The 17370-nt window shown below is 47.5% G+C and carries 10 protein-coding genes; 9 read left to right on the top strand and 1 reads right to left on the bottom strand.

Annotation, left to right across the window (positions count from 1 at the left end):
* Window positions 1–3: 3 nt before the first annotated feature.
* The 4 genes from PBAL39_RS20950 to PBAL39_RS20935 are packed head-to-tail and all read left to right on the top strand — an operon-like array spanning window position 4 to window position 4018.
* Window positions 4–1365 carry a sugar MFS transporter gene (locus PBAL39_RS20950; protein ID WP_008245325.1) on the top strand — a complete coding sequence of 454 codons (1362 nt, stop codon included), beginning with the start codon at window positions 4–6 and terminating at the stop codon, window positions 1363–1365.
* The gene (nagA, locus tag PBAL39_RS20945; protein WP_008245324.1) at window positions 1343–2548 is read left to right on the top strand and encodes an N-acetylglucosamine-6-phosphate deacetylase; all 1206 of its coding nucleotides are present in this window, start codon (window positions 1343–1345) and stop codon (window positions 2546–2548) included. Before PBAL39_RS20950 ends, nagA begins: the two co-directional genes overlap by 23 nt.
* A 19-nt stretch (window positions 2549–2567) precedes the next feature.
* Window positions 2568–3224: a carbohydrate-binding family 9-like protein gene (locus PBAL39_RS20940; RefSeq protein ID WP_157274144.1), complete on the top strand. Its 657-nt coding sequence runs from the start codon at window positions 2568–2570 to the stop codon at window positions 3222–3224.
* Between the two features lie 44 nt (window positions 3225–3268).
* Window positions 3269–4018 (top strand): glucosamine-6-phosphate deaminase, encoded by a 750-nt coding sequence (locus tag PBAL39_RS20935; protein WP_008245316.1) that lies wholly within the window; start codon window positions 3269–3271, stop codon window positions 4016–4018.
* Between the two features lie 85 nt (window positions 4019–4103).
* On the opposite strand, the gene PBAL39_RS20930 is transcribed toward PBAL39_RS20935, so the two are convergent.
* On the bottom strand, window positions 4104–8168 hold the full coding sequence (locus PBAL39_RS20930; RefSeq protein ID WP_008245315.1) for a hybrid sensor histidine kinase/response regulator transcription factor: 4065 nt from the start codon (window positions 8166–8168) through the stop codon (window positions 4104–4106).
* A gap of 238 nt (window positions 8169–8406) precedes the next feature.
* Here PBAL39_RS20930 and PBAL39_RS20925 point away from each other — a divergent pair, with 238 nt between their 5' ends.
* Genes PBAL39_RS20925 through PBAL39_RS20905 form a run of 5 tightly spaced genes read left to right on the top strand, consistent with a single transcriptional unit; the run spans window position 8407 to window position 17354 of the window.
* Window positions 8407–11343, top strand: a complete 2937-nt coding sequence (locus PBAL39_RS20925; protein ID WP_232282987.1) for a TonB-dependent receptor — start codon at window positions 8407–8409, stop codon at window positions 11341–11343.
* Window positions 11344–11347: 4 nt separating this feature from the next.
* The gene (locus PBAL39_RS20920) at window positions 11348–12949 is read left to right on the top strand and encodes a RagB/SusD family nutrient uptake outer membrane protein (protein ID WP_008245313.1); all 1602 of its coding nucleotides are present in this window, start codon (window positions 11348–11350) and stop codon (window positions 12947–12949) included.
* A gap of 42 nt (window positions 12950–12991) precedes the next feature.
* Window positions 12992–14107 carry a SusE domain-containing protein gene (locus tag PBAL39_RS20915; protein WP_008245312.1) on the top strand — a complete coding sequence of 372 codons (1116 nt, stop codon included), beginning with the start codon at window positions 12992–12994 and terminating at the stop codon, window positions 14105–14107.
* 21 nt (window positions 14108–14128) lie between these two features.
* Entirely contained in the window at window positions 14129–15175 is a 1047-nt protein-coding gene (locus PBAL39_RS20910; protein WP_008245311.1) for a glycosyl hydrolase 53 family protein, read from the top strand.
* A 10-nt stretch (window positions 15176–15185) separates the two neighbouring features.
* Window positions 15186–17354, top strand: coding sequence for a membrane or secreted protein (locus tag PBAL39_RS20905; protein WP_157274143.1), 2169 nt, complete (start codon window positions 15186–15188; stop codon window positions 17352–17354).
* The last annotated feature ends 16 nt before the right edge of the window (window positions 17355–17370 follow it).

Here is a 17370-nt window from a genome sequence, read left to right as displayed (position 1 = left end):
AAGATGGCATTACCAGAAAAAAGCGTTCAGGCTTCTTCCCTAAACTCCAGGGATACACTCATCTCGATCTCTATCATTGGTTTATTGTTTTTCATTTTCGGCTTTGTGACCTGGATCAATGCCATCCTGATCCCCTTTTTTAAGATTGCTTTTGAGCTGAATAACTTTGAGTCGTACCTGGTGGCCTTTGCCTTTTATATCGCCTATCTGGTGATGTCGCTACCGGCCGGGCGGCTCCTGAAGAAGATTGGTTTCAAAAAAGGCATGATGTGTGGTTTCTGGGCGATGGGATTAGGTGCGCTACTTTTTGTGCCTGCCGGATTAACGAGGACTTATCCCTTGTTTCTTACAGGGCTGTTTACCATTGGTGTGGGGCTATCTATTCTGCAGACTGCTGCAAATCCATACATTACGATCCTCGGCCCAAAGGAAAGGGCAGCTCAGCGCTTCAGCGTGATGGGAATCTGTAATAAGCTGGCAGGTATTATTGCTCCGCTGCTTTTTGCGGCAGTCATCCTGCGTCCTGAAACTGACCATGAGCTGTTCAGGCAGGTCACCCTGATGAAAGGAGAAGCGAAGGAGGTTGTGCTTGATGAGATCATCGGCCGGGTGGTGCTGCCTTATGCTGTGGTGGCGCTGGTATTGCTGGTGCTGGGCTTTCTGGTCAGGCTTTCTCCATTACCCGAGATTGATACAGATCACGAAGATGAAACGCTGGCTGTTACCAATGCTGGTAAAAAAAGTATTTTCGATTTTCCCCATCTGGTGCTGGGTGCCCTGGCCATCTTTTTTCATGTGGGCTCCCAGGTGATTGCGGTCGACAGCGTGGTGAGTTATGCTTCGCAGCATGGGATGAGCTTCCTGGAGGCAAAAACATTTCCTTCGTATACCTTAACTGCGACTATAGCTGGATACCTTCTTGGCATCTCCTTTATACCAAAACTGGTGAGTCAGCTGACCGCCCTGAAAATATGCACGGTACTGGGTTTGGTACTCAGTGTATTGATCCTTTTTCTCAAGGGTCAGGTTGACCTTTTTGGGCACCGTACCGATGTGTCGGTATGGTTAATCGTATTGCTGGGATTTGCCAATTCCATGATCTGGGCCGGCGTATGGCCATTGGCCCTGGACAACCTGGGCCGGTTTATCAAAACGGGTGCCTCGCTATTGATCATGGGACTTTGCGGCAACGCCATTATGCCTTTAATCTACGGCTATTTTGCCGACCAGTTTGGTCTTCGTGAAGCCTATCTGGTGCTGGTACCATGTTACCTCTACCTGATTTTTTATGCATTCTACGGTCATAGTCTAAAACACTGGAAACCTCAGAAATACCATCCCTATGAGATACACAAAGATTTATAATGCAAACATCCTTACACCAGGGCGAATCGTGCAAGATGGCACCGTTGTCATTGCTGATGATAAAATTGTAGAAGTTGGTGACAAAAATATCGACATCCCTTCCGCAGTCCACATCAATGCGGGAGGTAAATACCTTTCTCCTGGTTTTATAGATCTCCATGTGCATGGTGGCGGTGGGCGTGATTTCATGGACAATACTGTACCAGCTTTTTTGGCAATTGCCAAAACTCATGCGAAGTACGGCACGACTTCAATGATGCCTACCACCCTGAGCTGCGAACATCAGGATCTGATGGATACCATCAAAACTTATGAAAATGCAGATTTGAAGAATACAGAAGGTGCACAATTTATAGGTTTGCACATTGAAGGGCCTTATTTTTCGATGGCTCAAAAAGGTGCCCAGGATCCGAAGTACATCAGAAATCCCGATCCCGCAGAATATATGGAAATCCTGGCCGGCACTGACGTCATCAGGCGTTGGAGTGCTGCACCGGAGCTGCCTGGTGCGTTAGAATTCGGGAGGACACTTAAAGAGAAAGGTATCCTGGCAGCCATCGCACATACGGATGCCGTTTACGAAGAAGTAATGGAGGCCTGGAAAGTAGGGTACAGTCATGCTACGCATTTTTATTCCTGCATGTCCGGGGTGTCCCGGCGAAATGCGTACCGCTTTGCAGGGGTGGTCGAAAGCGCCTATTTGCTGGACGAGATGACGGTGGAAATCATTGCTGATGGGATACACCTTCCTCCGCCACTTTTAAAACTGGTGTATAAGATCAAGGGGCTGGAAAACATTGCCCTGATTACCGATGCCATGAGGGCAGCGGGAATGCCTGAAGGCAGGAGCATCCTGGGTAGTCTAAAGAGCGGGATGGAGGTGATCGTTGAGGACGGTGTGGCGAAGCTCCCGGACCGGTCAGCTTTTGCCGGCAGTGTGGCTACAGCCGACCGTCTGGTCAGGAATATGATGGAACTTGCGGAAGTCAGTCTATCTGACGCCGTGCATATGATGACGGAGACACCAGCAAAAATATTGAACATCCAGTATCAGAAAGGCAGCATCAGTAAAAATAAAGACGCCGACCTGATCCTGTTCGATAAGGACATTCGGGTAGATACTACTATTGTTGGTGGTCGCATGGTATACACTTCGTCATCGCTACCAGCAACGCATCTGTGAATACATTAGACATGCTCTTGTGAAGACATTAAACATTTCCTATATCGAGTGTGGTGAGTTCAGGGACACCAATTTGCTCATGGCAAAAATGGAGATCCTGAACCAGGAACCGATATCCTGTGAGCCATGGCCTGCGTTCAGTACGGATACCAAGGTGGAGTTTAGCATTGCGCATAACGGGAATGCGATTTTGCTGAAATATAAAATACAGGAGAAATACCTGGCTGCGAGAGAAGTCAATAATGGGGACATCCATAACGACAGCTGTGTAGAGTTTTTTGTCGCCTTCGATGATGACGAATGTTATTATAACCTGGAGTTCAACTGCCTTGGTTTTACCAAAATCGGGTACGGTTCCCGGCGCGAAAACCGCGACCTGATATCGCTGGAAATGATCAGTAAGATTGGTTTTTCCTCCAGGATCAATTCGAAGCTTCCTATCGAACAAAAAGGTTACCACTGGGAGATCTTGCTGGTCATTCCAAAGGAGATCTTTGTGCATCATCAGATCAATTCTTTCGGTCGGCTGCAGGCCCGCGGTAATTTTTACAAATGTGGAGATGGCCTGCCGCAGCCGCATTTTTTAAGCTGGAATAGGATAGATGCTGCAGAGCCCGATTTTCATCGGATGGAAAGCTTCGGAAGGCTGGAATTCCTGGCTGGAGAGGAAGCTTAGCAAAGTTTAATAATATGCAGATCGTTTAACGTCAATTATTTGAAATGAAGAACAATATTAATGTTAAAATTTATGGGTCCAGGGTACAGATGGGCAAAGCAGCGGCTGAAGGTTTTGCCGTAGTAGTGGACCATCTGCTGCAGGAGAAGGAGGCAATAAATGTCATCTTTGCTGCTGCGCCTTCCCAGAATGAGTTTCTGGAGTCGCTGTCTGAACATCCTGTCCAATGGAGTAGGATTAATGCTTTTCATATGGATGAATATATCGGGCTTCCTGCCGATGCACCACAGGCCTTCGGCAATTTCCTGAAAGAACGCATTTTTGACAGGTATCCATTCCGCGCTGTTCACTACCTGAATGGCAATGCTGCGGACATCAATGTCGAATGTGAGCGGTATGCGCTCCTGCTGAAAGACTTTCCCGTTGACATCGTCTGTATGGGAATAGGAGAGAATGGACATCTTGCTTTCAACGATCCGCCGGTTGCTGATTTCAATGATCCTGCAGTAGTGAAGATGGTCATGTTGGATCAGGAATGCAGGGTACAACAGGTGAATGATGGCTGTTTTACCCATCTTGATCAGGTGCCAACAGCGGCACTTACCTTAACCATACCGGCATTGATGAAGGCTGGATTCATCAGTTGTGTGGTTCCGGGTAAGTTGAAGGCAAAGGCGGTCAGCAATACCTTTCAGGAGGAACTCAGTACGAAATATCCCTCTACCGTATTGAATAGCCATGAACATGTGGTGTTGTACCTTGATGCTGACAGCAGCTCCGGATTGGCGTTGTAGGTTCCTGCAACGTCGAGTATGCAGATAAAATCGTCGTCATCAGGAGGTAACCGTTCTAAAAGTCAGCTTATCCGCTAGATCATGGCTATTTGTTTCTCGACTGTAAATATTGCGTAGGCGTCTTTCCAAACTCTTTCTTAAATGCTTTAGTAAAGTAGGACTGGGTTTGAATGCCTACCCGATACATCACTTCCGTCAGCAGCACATCCTCCTGAGTCATGATTTCTACTGCTTTCCGGAGGCGGATGGAGCGTATGAACTCGCCGATCGACTGGCCCGTGATGGTTTTGATCTTTTGATACAGCTTAGTACGGCTCATGCCAATCTCAGAACATAAAAAATCAATGTCCATTTCGGGATTGATGAGGTGGCCGTTGATGATGTTCAGGAGGGTTTCCATGAATTCCTTGTCTTTACTGGAATGTACCAGCTCAATCAGGTCTGCCTGATGGTTTTTCAGGTAATGGTCTTTTAGTTTCTGTCGTTGCTCCAGGATGTTTTTAATATTGATCAGCAGTAGATTGATGTTGATGGGTTTGCTGAAATACATATCGGCACCAGATTCGGCACCTTCGATTTCGGCTTCCACACTGTTTTTTGCTGTAAGCATCAGGAAAGGAATGTGACTGGTCTCCAGGTCTTCCTTCAAGGCTTTACAAAATTGGGTGCCTGTCATTCCGGGCATCATAACATCACTGATGACCAGGTCGGGGAACTTCTCTTTTGCCGTTTGCAGACCCTCATATCCATCTTCAGCTTCTGAGATTTCATAAAAAGGACTCAAGGTATCTTTCAGGAAGGACCTGAGTTCTTCATTGTCATCAACAATTAAAATGTGTTTATTTAAAAGTGTTGCTTCCGTAGGTTGGGGAATGTCTGCAGGTAAAAAGGGGTCCGATTTGTAGCTGATGCTCTCTAGTCTGGTGCCCCCTTGTTCATTGCTTTGACCCCAGAATTCCTCAGGCTGGTAGTCGGATTTGCTGCAAGGCACGCCAATGATGATTTCGGTGCCCTGGTGACGCTCGCTAGACACCTGTATTTTGCCCTTATGTAACATGGCAAGACTCTTGACGAAAGCCAGTCCCACGCCAGACCCAAGGTGAGATTCAGTAATCCGGTAATAACGTTCAAACAAATGGTTGATGGATTCCTTCGAAATGCCAATGCCACTGTCGGCCACGCGGATGTAGACGTATTGTTTGCCCTGATAGGGGTTAGTGATGCTGAGCTGGTTTTCATACATCGGACGGAAATCATCCCGGTTATCCAGGATTTCCAGCAGGACTTCCCCTCCCTGCCGGGTATATTTCAAGGAGTTGTTGATGAGGTTGAGCACGATCTTTTCAATGACCTGCCTGTCGAACCAGGTTTCTTCCGACCGCACCAGTTGTTTTACACGGAAGCTGATTTGTTTTTCCTTTGCCATCTCGCTGAACTCCTCTGCGACCTCTTCGATGAAGAGGTTGATGTTGCCTGGCATGACTTTCAGCTGGAGTGCACCTGACTCAATCTTCCTGAAATCCATGAGCTCGTCGATGAGGCTCAATAGCCGGTTGGCATTGCGGTGGATGGTTTTGTAATAATGGAGAAAGGCAGCTTTGGAATCTTCTTTTAGCAGCCGGTCTATGGGGCCGAGGATCAACGACAGGGGCGTTCTGAATTCATGAGAGATGTTTGTAAAGAACTGCAGCTGGATCTGGTGCATTTCCTCGCGTTTTTTCTCTTCGAAGGCACGGATTTCCATTTTGCGCTTAAAGCTGAGCAGTACGTAAGCGATTCCCGTTACCACACATGCAATGAACATCCTGAACCACCAGGTGGCCCAGAATGGTGGCGTGATGCGGATGTGCACGGAAGTGCCTTTGGTATTCCAGTTGTCGTCATTATTGGACGCCTTTACGGTGAAAGTATAATCTCCGGGATCCAGGTTGGTATAAAATGCTTTGGTGGTATTTCCCGCATAGTTCCATTCTTTGTCCAGCCCTTCCAGCTTGTAGGCATATTTGTTGTTTTGCGCTGCCGTGTAATTCAGTCCGGCAAAACTGAAAGAGAAAGTAGACTGCTTGTGGGAAAGCACAATGTCGTTGGTAAAACTGATGTCTTTTTCCAGAGGTGAGTCTGCTGCGCCCGGCAGCATTTTATTATTGAAGATTTGAAATTCTGTGATGTATACCGGAGGGCTGAAAGGGCTGGTTTTGATGGCTTCGGGAAAGAACGAGTTGAAGCCATTTACGCCGCCGAAGAACATCTCTCCCTTTTTTGTTTTGAGGAATGCATTGGCTTCGAATTCCTGCCCCTGGAGGCCGTCAGCTTTGCTGTAGGAAGTAGATCTTAAGGTTTCTGGATTAAACCTGGTGAGGCCCCTGGAGGTGGCAATCCAGAAGTTGCCAAGGTCATCTTCTGTGATGCCTTTGATGAAATCAGTGGACAGTCCGGCTTTAGTGGTATAAATAGAAAAGCTGTTTTTAGTCGGGTTGAACAAGTATAGTCCTGCCTGACCAATCCATAACCTTTTCTTGCTGTCGATGAAAATGATACGCAGGTCCGGCCTGTTTTCTTCATTTAAGAAGTAATGTGTGATGATCTTTGAGTTCAGGTTGTAGCAGTTTAACCCTCCGTCATCGGTACCTATCCAGAGGTTCTGGTGTTGGTCTTCATTGATGGAGATGATGTTTTCGCCGCTTATTTTTGTGTTGTTGGCTCCCTGTACCAGTCGGCTGAACGTTTTGCTTCCTCTGTCCATGAGGTTTAAACCACCATAGTAAGTGCCTATCCACAAGTTGCCTTTGCTGTCTTCAAAAGTGGTCTGTACATAGTTGGAGGAGATGGAGTTTGGGTTAGCGGGATTATTTGTAAAGCGGGTGAATGTACCTGAAGTTTTGTTCATCAGGTTGAGTCCGCCTGCCCAGGTACCAATCCAAAGTTGTCTGAAGCGATCTTCGGTGATGCTCAGTACCGCATTGGATCCGAGGCTCATGGGTCTGAAGGGATCAAATTTATAATGGCTGAAGCGGCGGGCCTGCCGGTCATAGAAATTTAATCCGCCTCCATCTGTTCCGATCCAGAGGTTGCCGTTTTCATCTTCAAAAAAGGCTTTGACATCATTATAACTCAGGCTGTTTTTATTGAGTTCCTGCTGTACGAGTTTGAACCTTTCCGCTCCTGGGGTATAGAGGTTAACGCCTCCACGATGTGTACCTACCCAAAGGTTGTTCTGCCGGTCGCGGCAGATGGCAGAGACGGTTCTTTGCGACAGGCTTTGTGTGTTGCCGGGTTCATTCTGGTAGTTTTTGAAAATAGCTGTCCGGGGGTTGAAATGGTCCAATCCACCATTAATGCCACCTATCCAGAGCTGATCTGATTCATCAACCACGATGGCTCGCACAAGGTCACTTCCAAGGCTATTGGCATTGGTTTCCTCATGCCTGTAGCGTTTGATATTGCCGGATCGCGGTTGATAAGCGATCATGCCCTGTTCCTCCGTACCCAGCCACAACGTACCATCGCCCGAACCGGCAATGACGCGAAGGTTATAGCTGGAGAGACCTCCCACCATCTGGAATTGAGCTTTTTTTGTATCGTACCGGTATAAACCTTTGTCGGTAGCAATCCAGAGGTTGCCTTTTTTATCGGTATGTATGTCGTTGGTCTGGTAGTTAAAACGGCTGATGGCATTCGTTTTTGTGTTCAGAAAGGCAAGAGGCCCGTTCAAGGAAGCGATCCAAAGTCCATTGCCGTATTCTTCAATCGCCCTGATGTCGTTGTTGCCTGGGAATTTTTTGGTTAGGGGGGCGGAAGGATAACGTTTAAAACTATTGCTTTCGGGGTCAAAACAGTTCAACCCCCGGGAGGTGCCGATCCAGAGTTTTTTGTTTTTGTCCTCATAAATGTGGCGGATGAAATTGTCCGATAAACTGTTCTTATCTTTACTGTTCCTGTAGACTGTGATTTGTAAGCCATCATACTTGTTCAGTCCGTCGCGTGTACCGAACCAGATGAAACCCCGGTGGTCCTGGATGATGCATTCAATGGTACTGTTGGAGAGTCCCGCATCAAGACCGATGTGTTTGAATTTCAGATCTTGTGCAACGGCGATCCGACAAGTACAGCATAAAAAAATGAACAGGATATTTTTAAGGTATGAGTTCATCACAGACGGTTACAGGTAATTTGGCTTATATTTTTTAAAGTTAACAGAAATTGCGACGTAAATGCTTCTTGACCCGTTTTTTTGCTGTTGCAGCCCGTAAATATGTTAGATAGAACCAAAAAAAAACACGATAGCACAAGTGGAAAACCCGAATAAACTTTTCATTTGTACCAGTAAAATATAACCAAATAACTGTATGCACATCTTTACATTTAATGTAAAGCTCAACTTATTGTTGATGCTTTTTCTTCTAACCACAGCTACCCTTAAAGCCCAGCAACCGGTAACCGTTACAGGTACGGTAAAAGCAGTGAGCGACCGCATTGGGATCCCCGGTGTCAGCATCCTCCTGAAGGGTACAAATGTCGGTGTCGTGACCGGCCCCGGTGGTGAGTTTTCGCTGAAGGTACCGGGCGGTACGGGTATCCTGCAGTTCAGCTTTGTAGGCTACAAAACACAGGAACTGTCTATCCCTGCTTCGCACATACTGAATGTATCATTGGCAGACGATGCCGCTGCATTGAGCGAGGTCATCGTGGTAGGCTATGGTACGGTCAGAAAGCAGGACCTTACGGGTTCGGTTGCCGTCGTATCCGCCAAGGATTTCCAAAAAGGGAGCATCACCACCCCAGAGCAGATGCTTTCGGGTAAGGTGTCCGGTGTGGCGATCACCTCCAATAGTGGTCAGCCCGGCAGCGGAAGCACCATCCGCATCAGAGGAGGTTCTTCGCTGAGTGCAAGTAATGACCCCTTGATTGTGATCGACGGTGTGCTGCTCGAAAATAATGCCGTGGGGGGAGCTTCAAATCCTTTAAGTTTCATCAACCCAAACGATATTGAGTCATTTACCGTTTTAAAAGATGCTTCTGCGGCAGCTATATATGGCGCCAGGGCATCCAACGGGGTACTCATCATTACTACCAAAAAGGGGCTTAGCGGCGACTTAAAAGTGGGCTTTAGCGCTGTCAACTCCATTACTAAACTAACCAAACAGGTCGATGTGCTGAGGGCAGATCAATTGAGGGATATTGTGAATACATTGGGTACAACGACCCAAAAGGAACAGCTTGGGGGATTCGATACCAACTGGCAGGACATGATCTATCAGGATGGCTTTGCTTCTGATAACAACCTGAGCATCAGCGGTGGGCTCAAGGATTTTCCTTACCGTTTATCTCTGGGGTATCAGAATCAAAGTGGTGTGCTCCGTACCGACAAGCTGGAGAAAACCTCCATGGCTTTCGTATTAAACCCTACTTTTTTTGATAAACACCTGAAGCTGGACATCAACCTGAAAGGCTCCGCGCAGAAAACAAGGTTCGCCAACCAGGCGGCGATAGGCGCTGCGGTGAGCTTTGATCCTACACAGGCTGTGTATACGAACAGATCTGAGTACAATGGATATTGGGAATGGCTGGATCCGACTTCGCCAAGTGGACTGGTAAACCTGGTGGGCAGGAACCCGCTAGGGCTTCTGAAACAACGTGAAGACCGCTCAAATCCTTATCGAAGCATTGGTAATGTACAGCTGGATTACAAGTTTCACTTCCTGCCTGAACTGCGTGCCAACCTGAACCTGGGTTATGATGCTGCCATCGGTAAGGGAACGGTGTTCGTAGATCAGGATGCTGCGGAGCTGATCAATAGGAGGGGTGTGAGTACGCAGTACAAGCAAAATCGAATGAACACGCTGGCAGATTTTTACCTGAACTATGTGAAAGAGTTTGCCTCAATCAAAAGCAGGGTGGATGCAACAGCAGGTTACTCTTACAATGACTATCAAACAAAATTCTTTAATTATGCGGACTTCGATGCCACTGGCACCAAAATCGCAAACACAGATCCTGATTTTCCATACAACACACCGCAGAACAGGTTGATCTCTTACTTTGCTCGTGTAAATTATAGTTATGATGACCGTTTTCTGCTGACAGGAACAATAAGAAGGGACGGCTCCTCACGCTTTGGTCCCAGTTATAAATACGGATATTTTCCGTCTGTAGCCCTGGCCTGGACCATGAAAAATGAATCGTTTCTGAAAGACAATCAATTGATATCTGCCCTTAAACTGCGCGCCAGCTACGGCATCACCGGCCAGCAGGAGGGCATTGTAAACTATGGATATCTGTCTACCTACGGACTGAGCACGCCAAATGCTTCTTATCAGTTTGGAGATACATTTTACCAGATGTACCGCCCTACAGCTTACATCCCGGACATCAAATGGGAAGAAACGGCAACAACCAACATTGGTATTGACGCAGGGATTCTGGACAACAGGATTACCGGTAGTGTGGATTACTACCGCCGCAAAACCAGTGACCTCCTCAATCAGGTTCCACAGCCTGCAGGTACCAACTTCAGTGCTACGGCGATCATAAACGTCGGTGACATGACAAATGAAGGTGTGGAGATGAACCTGAACTTCGTCCCTGTCAGACGTGATGATTTCAACTGGGACTTCAGCATCAATGCCACGTACAACAAAAATACAATTACCAATTTGACGGTCATCCCGAATGATCCTAATTACAGAGGTTTCCCTGGAGGGACCATCGCCGGTGGTGTTGGCGGACAAAATGCTTTTATCAATGCGGTAGGCTCACCGAAGAGCACCTTCAATTTGCTGCAGCAGGTATACGACCAGTCGGGTAATCCTATTGAGGGTGTATACATTGATCAGAACGGCGACGGACTGATTTCAGAGAACGATTTTACCAAAGGTAAGTCGGCAGACCCTAAGGTGTTCCTCGGGTTCAGCAACAACCTGGGGTATAAAAAGTGGAACCTTAGCTTTACGCTCCGTGCCAACCTCGGCAATTATCTGTATAATAACTCTTTTAGTCAGCGTGGTAACCTTGCTCAGATCCTGGGTACTGCCGTGATCAACAATGCCTCTCCGAATTACCTGACTACTGGTTTCAGGGAGCAGCAGCTGTTGAGCGACTACTATGTGGAGAACGCTTCCTTCCTGAGGATGGACAACATCAACCTGGGTTATAAACTGGGAACATTCCTTAAAAATAAAGCCAACCTGCAACTCAATGCAAGTGTGCAAAACGTGTTTGTCATTACGAAATACCAGGGCTTAGACCCGGAGGTTCCTTCTGGTGTAGACAATAACCTCTATCCAAGACCACGTGTATTTTCTTTGGGCTTAAACCTTAACTACTAAAACCATGAACCGGAACATCAATAAATTATATCCACTTTTTCTGCTCCTCTTGCTTTCCGCTTGTAATAAGCTGGATCTGGCACCTACCAATGACCTGACTGCAGATAAGGTATATTCAACCCCTGCAGGATATAAACAGGCACTGGCAAAAGTATACGGTGCATTTGCGCTTACCGGAAATGCAACTACCGGGCAACAGGACATCCCTGTAGAAATCATTAAGGATGAAGGTAACTCAGACTTCCTGAGGTTATATTGGAACCTGCAGGAATTGACTACCGACGAAGCGGCTTGGTCGTGGAGGAGTGATGCAGGTGTCCAGGGGCTGCATGAACTCAGCTGGGGATCTATCAACTCAATCATCAACGGACTTTACTACCGTTCCTATTTTCAGATTACCCTGGCCAACGACTTCATCAGGCAGTCGACCGACGACAATATTGCAAAGCGTGGAATTACAGGTGCTGATGCGGAAGAAATCCGAAGATTCAGGGCTGAAGCGAGGTTCATGAGGGCTTATCAATATTGGGTGCTGATGGACCTGTATGGTAACGTGCCTTTTGCAACTGAAGAAACGCAGGTAGCAACCAAGGATTTTCCAAAACGTATTGTGAGAACTGAGCTCTTCAGCTATGTAGAATCGGAGTTGCTGGCCATAGAAAATGAGCTGGCAGCACCAAAAAGTAATGAGTATGGCAGAGCTGACCGCGCTGCGGCATGGGCACTTTTGTCGCGCATGTATTTAAATGCTGCCGTCTATACCGGCACAGCGAAAAATACAGAAGCCATCACCTATTGTAACAAAATCATTGGCGCAGGTTATGCGCTGCATAATAAATACCGCGAGCTTACGATCGCAGACAACCACCTGAATACGGATGAAAACATCCTGACCATTAATTACGACGGTACCAGTACGCAGAACTTTGGTGGAACTACTTACCTCATGCATGGCCCGGCGAATGTGCCTGCAGATGTTTCTGGTTCTAATGGCGATTGGGGCGGCCTGCGTTGTACGCAACAGTTTGTCAACCTTTTTGCCGACAAGACCGGCAACACGGATAGCCGGGCGCAGTTTTACATGACCGGACAAAGCCTGGAGATGAATGAGCTGTATTCCGAGACCGATGGTTACTCTACCACAAAATACCGTAATAAGACCAGGACCGGTGCTCCGGCACCCAATCAGGATGCTGCCAAGGACTTTTCGGACATTGATTTTCCTTTATTCCGTTTTGCAGAGGTCTACCTGACCTACGCAGAGGCGGTATTGAGGGGTGGCAGCGGTGGCGACCTGGGCACGGCCCTGGGTTTTGTCAATGCCCTCAGGACACGGGCCTACAACGGCAGCACGGCTGGAAACATCAGCAGCACTGCCCTGAACCTGGATTTCATCCTGGATGAACGCGGGCGGGAACTCTATTACGAAGCTGTGCGCAGAACTGACCTGATCCGTTTTAACAAGTTCACTTCTGCAGCCTATTTATGGGCCTGGAAAGGTGGCGTGAGAGCAGGAACTGCTGTAGCGGATAAGTTTAATATTTTCCCGCTGCCGCCAACAGACCTCTCGGCAAATCCCAATTTAATTCAAAATACAGGTTATTGATTTGAGGTATGGCTTATCGCTTACCTATAACATATAGAAATTATGAAAACGTTAAAACAGTTTTTTTATCTGCTCCTTTTTGCGGTTGTGCTTTCGGCCTGCAAAAAGGAAGATAGCCAGAATGTGATGGCTCCGCCATCAGCAGGAATCAAGGGCTTTGCAGTCTCAAGTGCCGATGTAAGCTTGTCTGACGACAATGCTGAACGTAATGTGGTTACTTTTAGCTTCAATGCTGCCGATTACGGTGTAAAGGTAATTCCTTCCTATACCCTTCAATTTGCACTTCCGGCTGATACATCGGGTGAAAATGGCTGGGCGAATGCCATTGAGGTGAAAGTGGCTGCCGACAGCCTCAGGAAAACCTTCAAAGGGGCAGACTTTAATGCCTTGCTGGCATTGCAGCTGTTGCTGCCGGTAGATGTAAACAGCAAAATTGCTGTTCGTCTGAAATCTGAAGTTAAGCAAAACAGTGGATTGGCATCTGCCGTTAAACCTGTGTATGCCAGTCTGACGATGACGGTTACACCATACCGTGCATTTGTGGAGTATCCGGCATTGCTGGTGAAAGGAGGAAACTCCTGGAAAACTCCTGCTGAGCGTACAAATGGTTACTTGCTGACCTCTGCGAAATTTAACGCGAAATATGAAGGTTATCTGGACCTTCCGAATGCTGACGGATGGGGTGGTGATGCTTTTAACCTGATTTCGACTAGAGACAATACGAATTATGGATGGGGGAGCAGTGCTACAACATTGAGTATAGGTGGCGGCGGACTGTGGTTGACACCAGCGCCAAACTACATGAAGGTAAATGTGGACCTGGATGCCATGACCATTAACTATACACCTGTGCGTTTCTTCATCTCCGGAGATGACAATGGCTGGAGTACTTCTGCGACCCCAATGGTTTACAATGCAAGCACCAGGGTTTGGACGGCGAGCAATGTATCGCTCACCGCTGGAAAAGCATTTGCATTCACGAGCAACGGCAACTATGACATCAGCTATAAGCTGGACAAGGAGGAAAATGGTGTACTCAGCTTTGCCGGGGCACCGGTTTGGGGAGGAGTGAATATCCCGGTTGCAAAGACAGGTTTTTTCACGGTTACGCTTGACCTCAGTGCAGGTGATGGAAATTATACTTACTCAGTCAAATAATCATAATTAAAAAATCAAGACATGAAAACAACCAAATGGTTATGGTTATGGTTATTCTCTCTGCTGATGGTCATGAGTATGGCCTGTAAAAAAAGTCCCGACGGTGCCACACAGTTCTACCCGGAGCCAGAGCCTCCGGGATCCTACGCCAGGGGAGCTGATGTAAGCTGGATTACGGAAATGGAGGCTGCAGGAAAGAAATTTTACAACAATGATGGTGTTGCGCAGGATCTGCTGAGGATCCTGGCTGCCAAGGGTGTCAACGCAATCAGGCTAAGGGTTTGGGTCAACCCCGCTACGGATTGGTCGGCCATGGCGGATGTACTTGCCAAAGCCAAACGCGTTAAAGCCGCCAATATGCGACTGATGATTGATTTTCATTACAGCGATACCTGGGCCGATCCTGGACATCAGGCAAAACCTGCGGCCTGGGCGGGACAGGACATCACTGCCTTGAAAGCTTCGGTTTACAACCATACCGTGGAAGTGCTTACGCTCTTAAAAGACAACAAGATCGTTCCGGAATGGGTACAGGTAGGTAATGAAACCAACAATGGGATGTTATGGGAAGAAGGTAAAGCCTCCGTCAACATGAAGAACTTTGCCGATCTTGTGCTTTCGGGATACAATGCCGTAAAAGCCGTAAACCCGGATTCTAAAGTGATCGTACACATTTCCAACGGATATGACAATGGGCTATTCCGGTGGATGTTCGATGGCTTGAAGAATAATGGAGCGAAATGGGATGTCATAGGGATGTCCCTGTATCCTGGTGTGGACGACTGGTCGGCAAAAAATGCGCAGTGCCTCGCCAATATGAATGATATGGTTGCACGTTATGGATCTGAAGTGATGATTTGTGAGATCGGGATGCCTGCGGCTGAACCTGTAGCCGCGAAGGCTTTTATCAGCGACCTGATTGCCAAGAATAAATCGTTGCCGGACAATAAGGGGCTGGGGGTTTTCTACTGGGAGCCACAATCTTACGGCAGCTGGAATGGATATGGCCTGGCGGCTTTTGACGATGCCGGTAAGCCTACAGTAGCAATGGATGCTTTTTTACCTTAACGATTTGATTATGTTTCTAAAAAGTGTGTTGGTTTTTTTGTCGGCAGCCACATTCAGCCTCACCGGGTTTGCACAGGCAAAAAACGCGAAAACGGGAATCTTTGTGGACAAACAAGGCGTGATGCGCTGGCAGAAGGATGGCTCCGAAGCCGCTTTTTTCGGGACGAACTATACGGCTCCCTTCGCTTACGGATACCGCTCTATTCAGCGGACAGGGACTTCTGTAGAGCAAGCCATTAAGGATGATGTATATCACTTCTCCCGATTGGGCCTGGATGCATTTCGTGTACATGTATGGGATGTGGAGATCTCCGACAGTGTGGGCAACCTGATCAACAACGAGCACCTCAGGCTCTTTGATTTCCTGATTGCTGAGCTGAAGAAACGAAAAATTAAAACACTCATCACGCCAATTGCTTTTTGGGGCAATGGTTATCCTGAGAAAGATGAAGACAGGGGAAGTTTTTCCAGTAAATATGGTAAACAGAAAGCGCTGACGGAAGAGGCCGCTTTCCAGGCACAGGAACGCTACCTGAAACAATTTTTTCGGCATAAGAATCCTTATACCGGGCTGACTTATCAAAACGATCCGGACATCATCGCTGCGGAGGTGAACAACGAACCTCAGCATAGTGGAGCTAAAGCTCTGACTACAACCTATATCAATCGCATGGTGAAAGCCATCCGGAGCACAGGTTGGTCCAAACCTGTTTTTTATAACATCAGTGAATCACCGAAGTATGCGGATGCGATCGTCAAAGCCAATGTGCAGGGGCATAGTTTCCAATGGTATCCCACCGGGCTGGTGTCCGGGCACACACTCAAAGGCAATTACCTGCCGCATGTAGCTAAATATGAGGTTCCTTTTGATAGCATTCCCGGCTTTAAAAACCGGGCGAAGATGGTCTATGAATTTGATGCGGGGGATGTGATGGATTCCTATATGTATCCTGCAATGGCTAAAAGTTTCCGTGTGGCGGGTTTCCAATGGGCGACGCAATTTGCGTATGACCCCATGGCAACGGCGCAGGGCAACACGGAATACCAGACGCATTATTTGAATATGGCCTACACGCCTTCCAAGGCCATCAGCTTATTGATCGCCTCGAAAGCATTTCATCTTTTGCCGAGGGCGAAACAGCAGACTTCAGATACTTTGTTCGGCGCCTTCCGGTTGAGCAGACAGGCATCACTGAGTGAGATGAATACCGAGGAGGAATTTTACTATTCCAATACGACCACTTCAACTCCCGTTGACGCTTCCCGTTTGAAACACATTGCCGGAGTCGGCAGCTCCGCTTTGATCAAATACACGGGCACCGGCATTTATATGGCTGATAAGATTGGGGATGGTGTCTGGCGACTGGAGGTCATGCCGGATGCAATTGCGCTGAGCGACCCTTTTGAGCGTACGAGCCCCGATAAGGTCGTTACAGCCATTCGCTGGTCTTCGGCGGAAATGCAGCTTGGCATTGCTGATCTGGGTTTAGACTTTGACATCAAAGGTTTGAACGCAAGTAACGGTCATAGCGGCACAGCTGCAGGAGGTGAATTTTCGATTAGTCCCGGTACTTATTTACTTACCCGTAAAGGTATACATAGCACCCTGAATGCAGAAAGCGAATGGGCGGACATCAGACTTGGTGAATTTGTTGCCCCCTCACAGACCAGCGGGACTGCTTTTGTGCTTTTCGACGCCCAGAAAGATGCCGATCGTATGATGGTATACAACCCGGATTGGAAACATCGTCCGGTGGAATACCCTTCAGCAGGAAAACCCTTTGTAAAATTCAACATGCCAGCAGACCAGAGTATAGCCATGCTCGGCTTTCAAAGTTATTTTGGAGATCGATTGCCCGGTATGATCGCAGCAGACACACTGGTGATCCGTGCGAGGGCAACAGATGACAGCGTCGCAACCATTCAAATTGGCGTTATTGATACAGAGGCCGATTTCTTCGCAGCAAAGGTAGAGCTCAGCAAAGAATTTAAAAGCATTAAAATCCCCTTCTCCACATTGAAGCCAAGCGCTCAGTTGCTGCTGCCAAGACCATATCCCGGTTTCCAGACGCTCTATCGTCCGGTGGGCACGAAGCGTAACTTCAATCCAAAATTACTGGAGAAGCTGGAAGTTACCTTCGGAAAGGGTATAGAAATATCAACCATTTATTTGAAGTAGATCAATAGGTCATCAT

The organism is Pedobacter sp. BAL39 (assembly GCF_000170795.1).
Taxonomy (GTDB): Bacteria; Bacteroidota; Bacteroidia; order Sphingobacteriales; family Sphingobacteriaceae; genus Pedobacter.
This window is presented reverse-complemented; position numbering and strand designations above follow the sequence as displayed.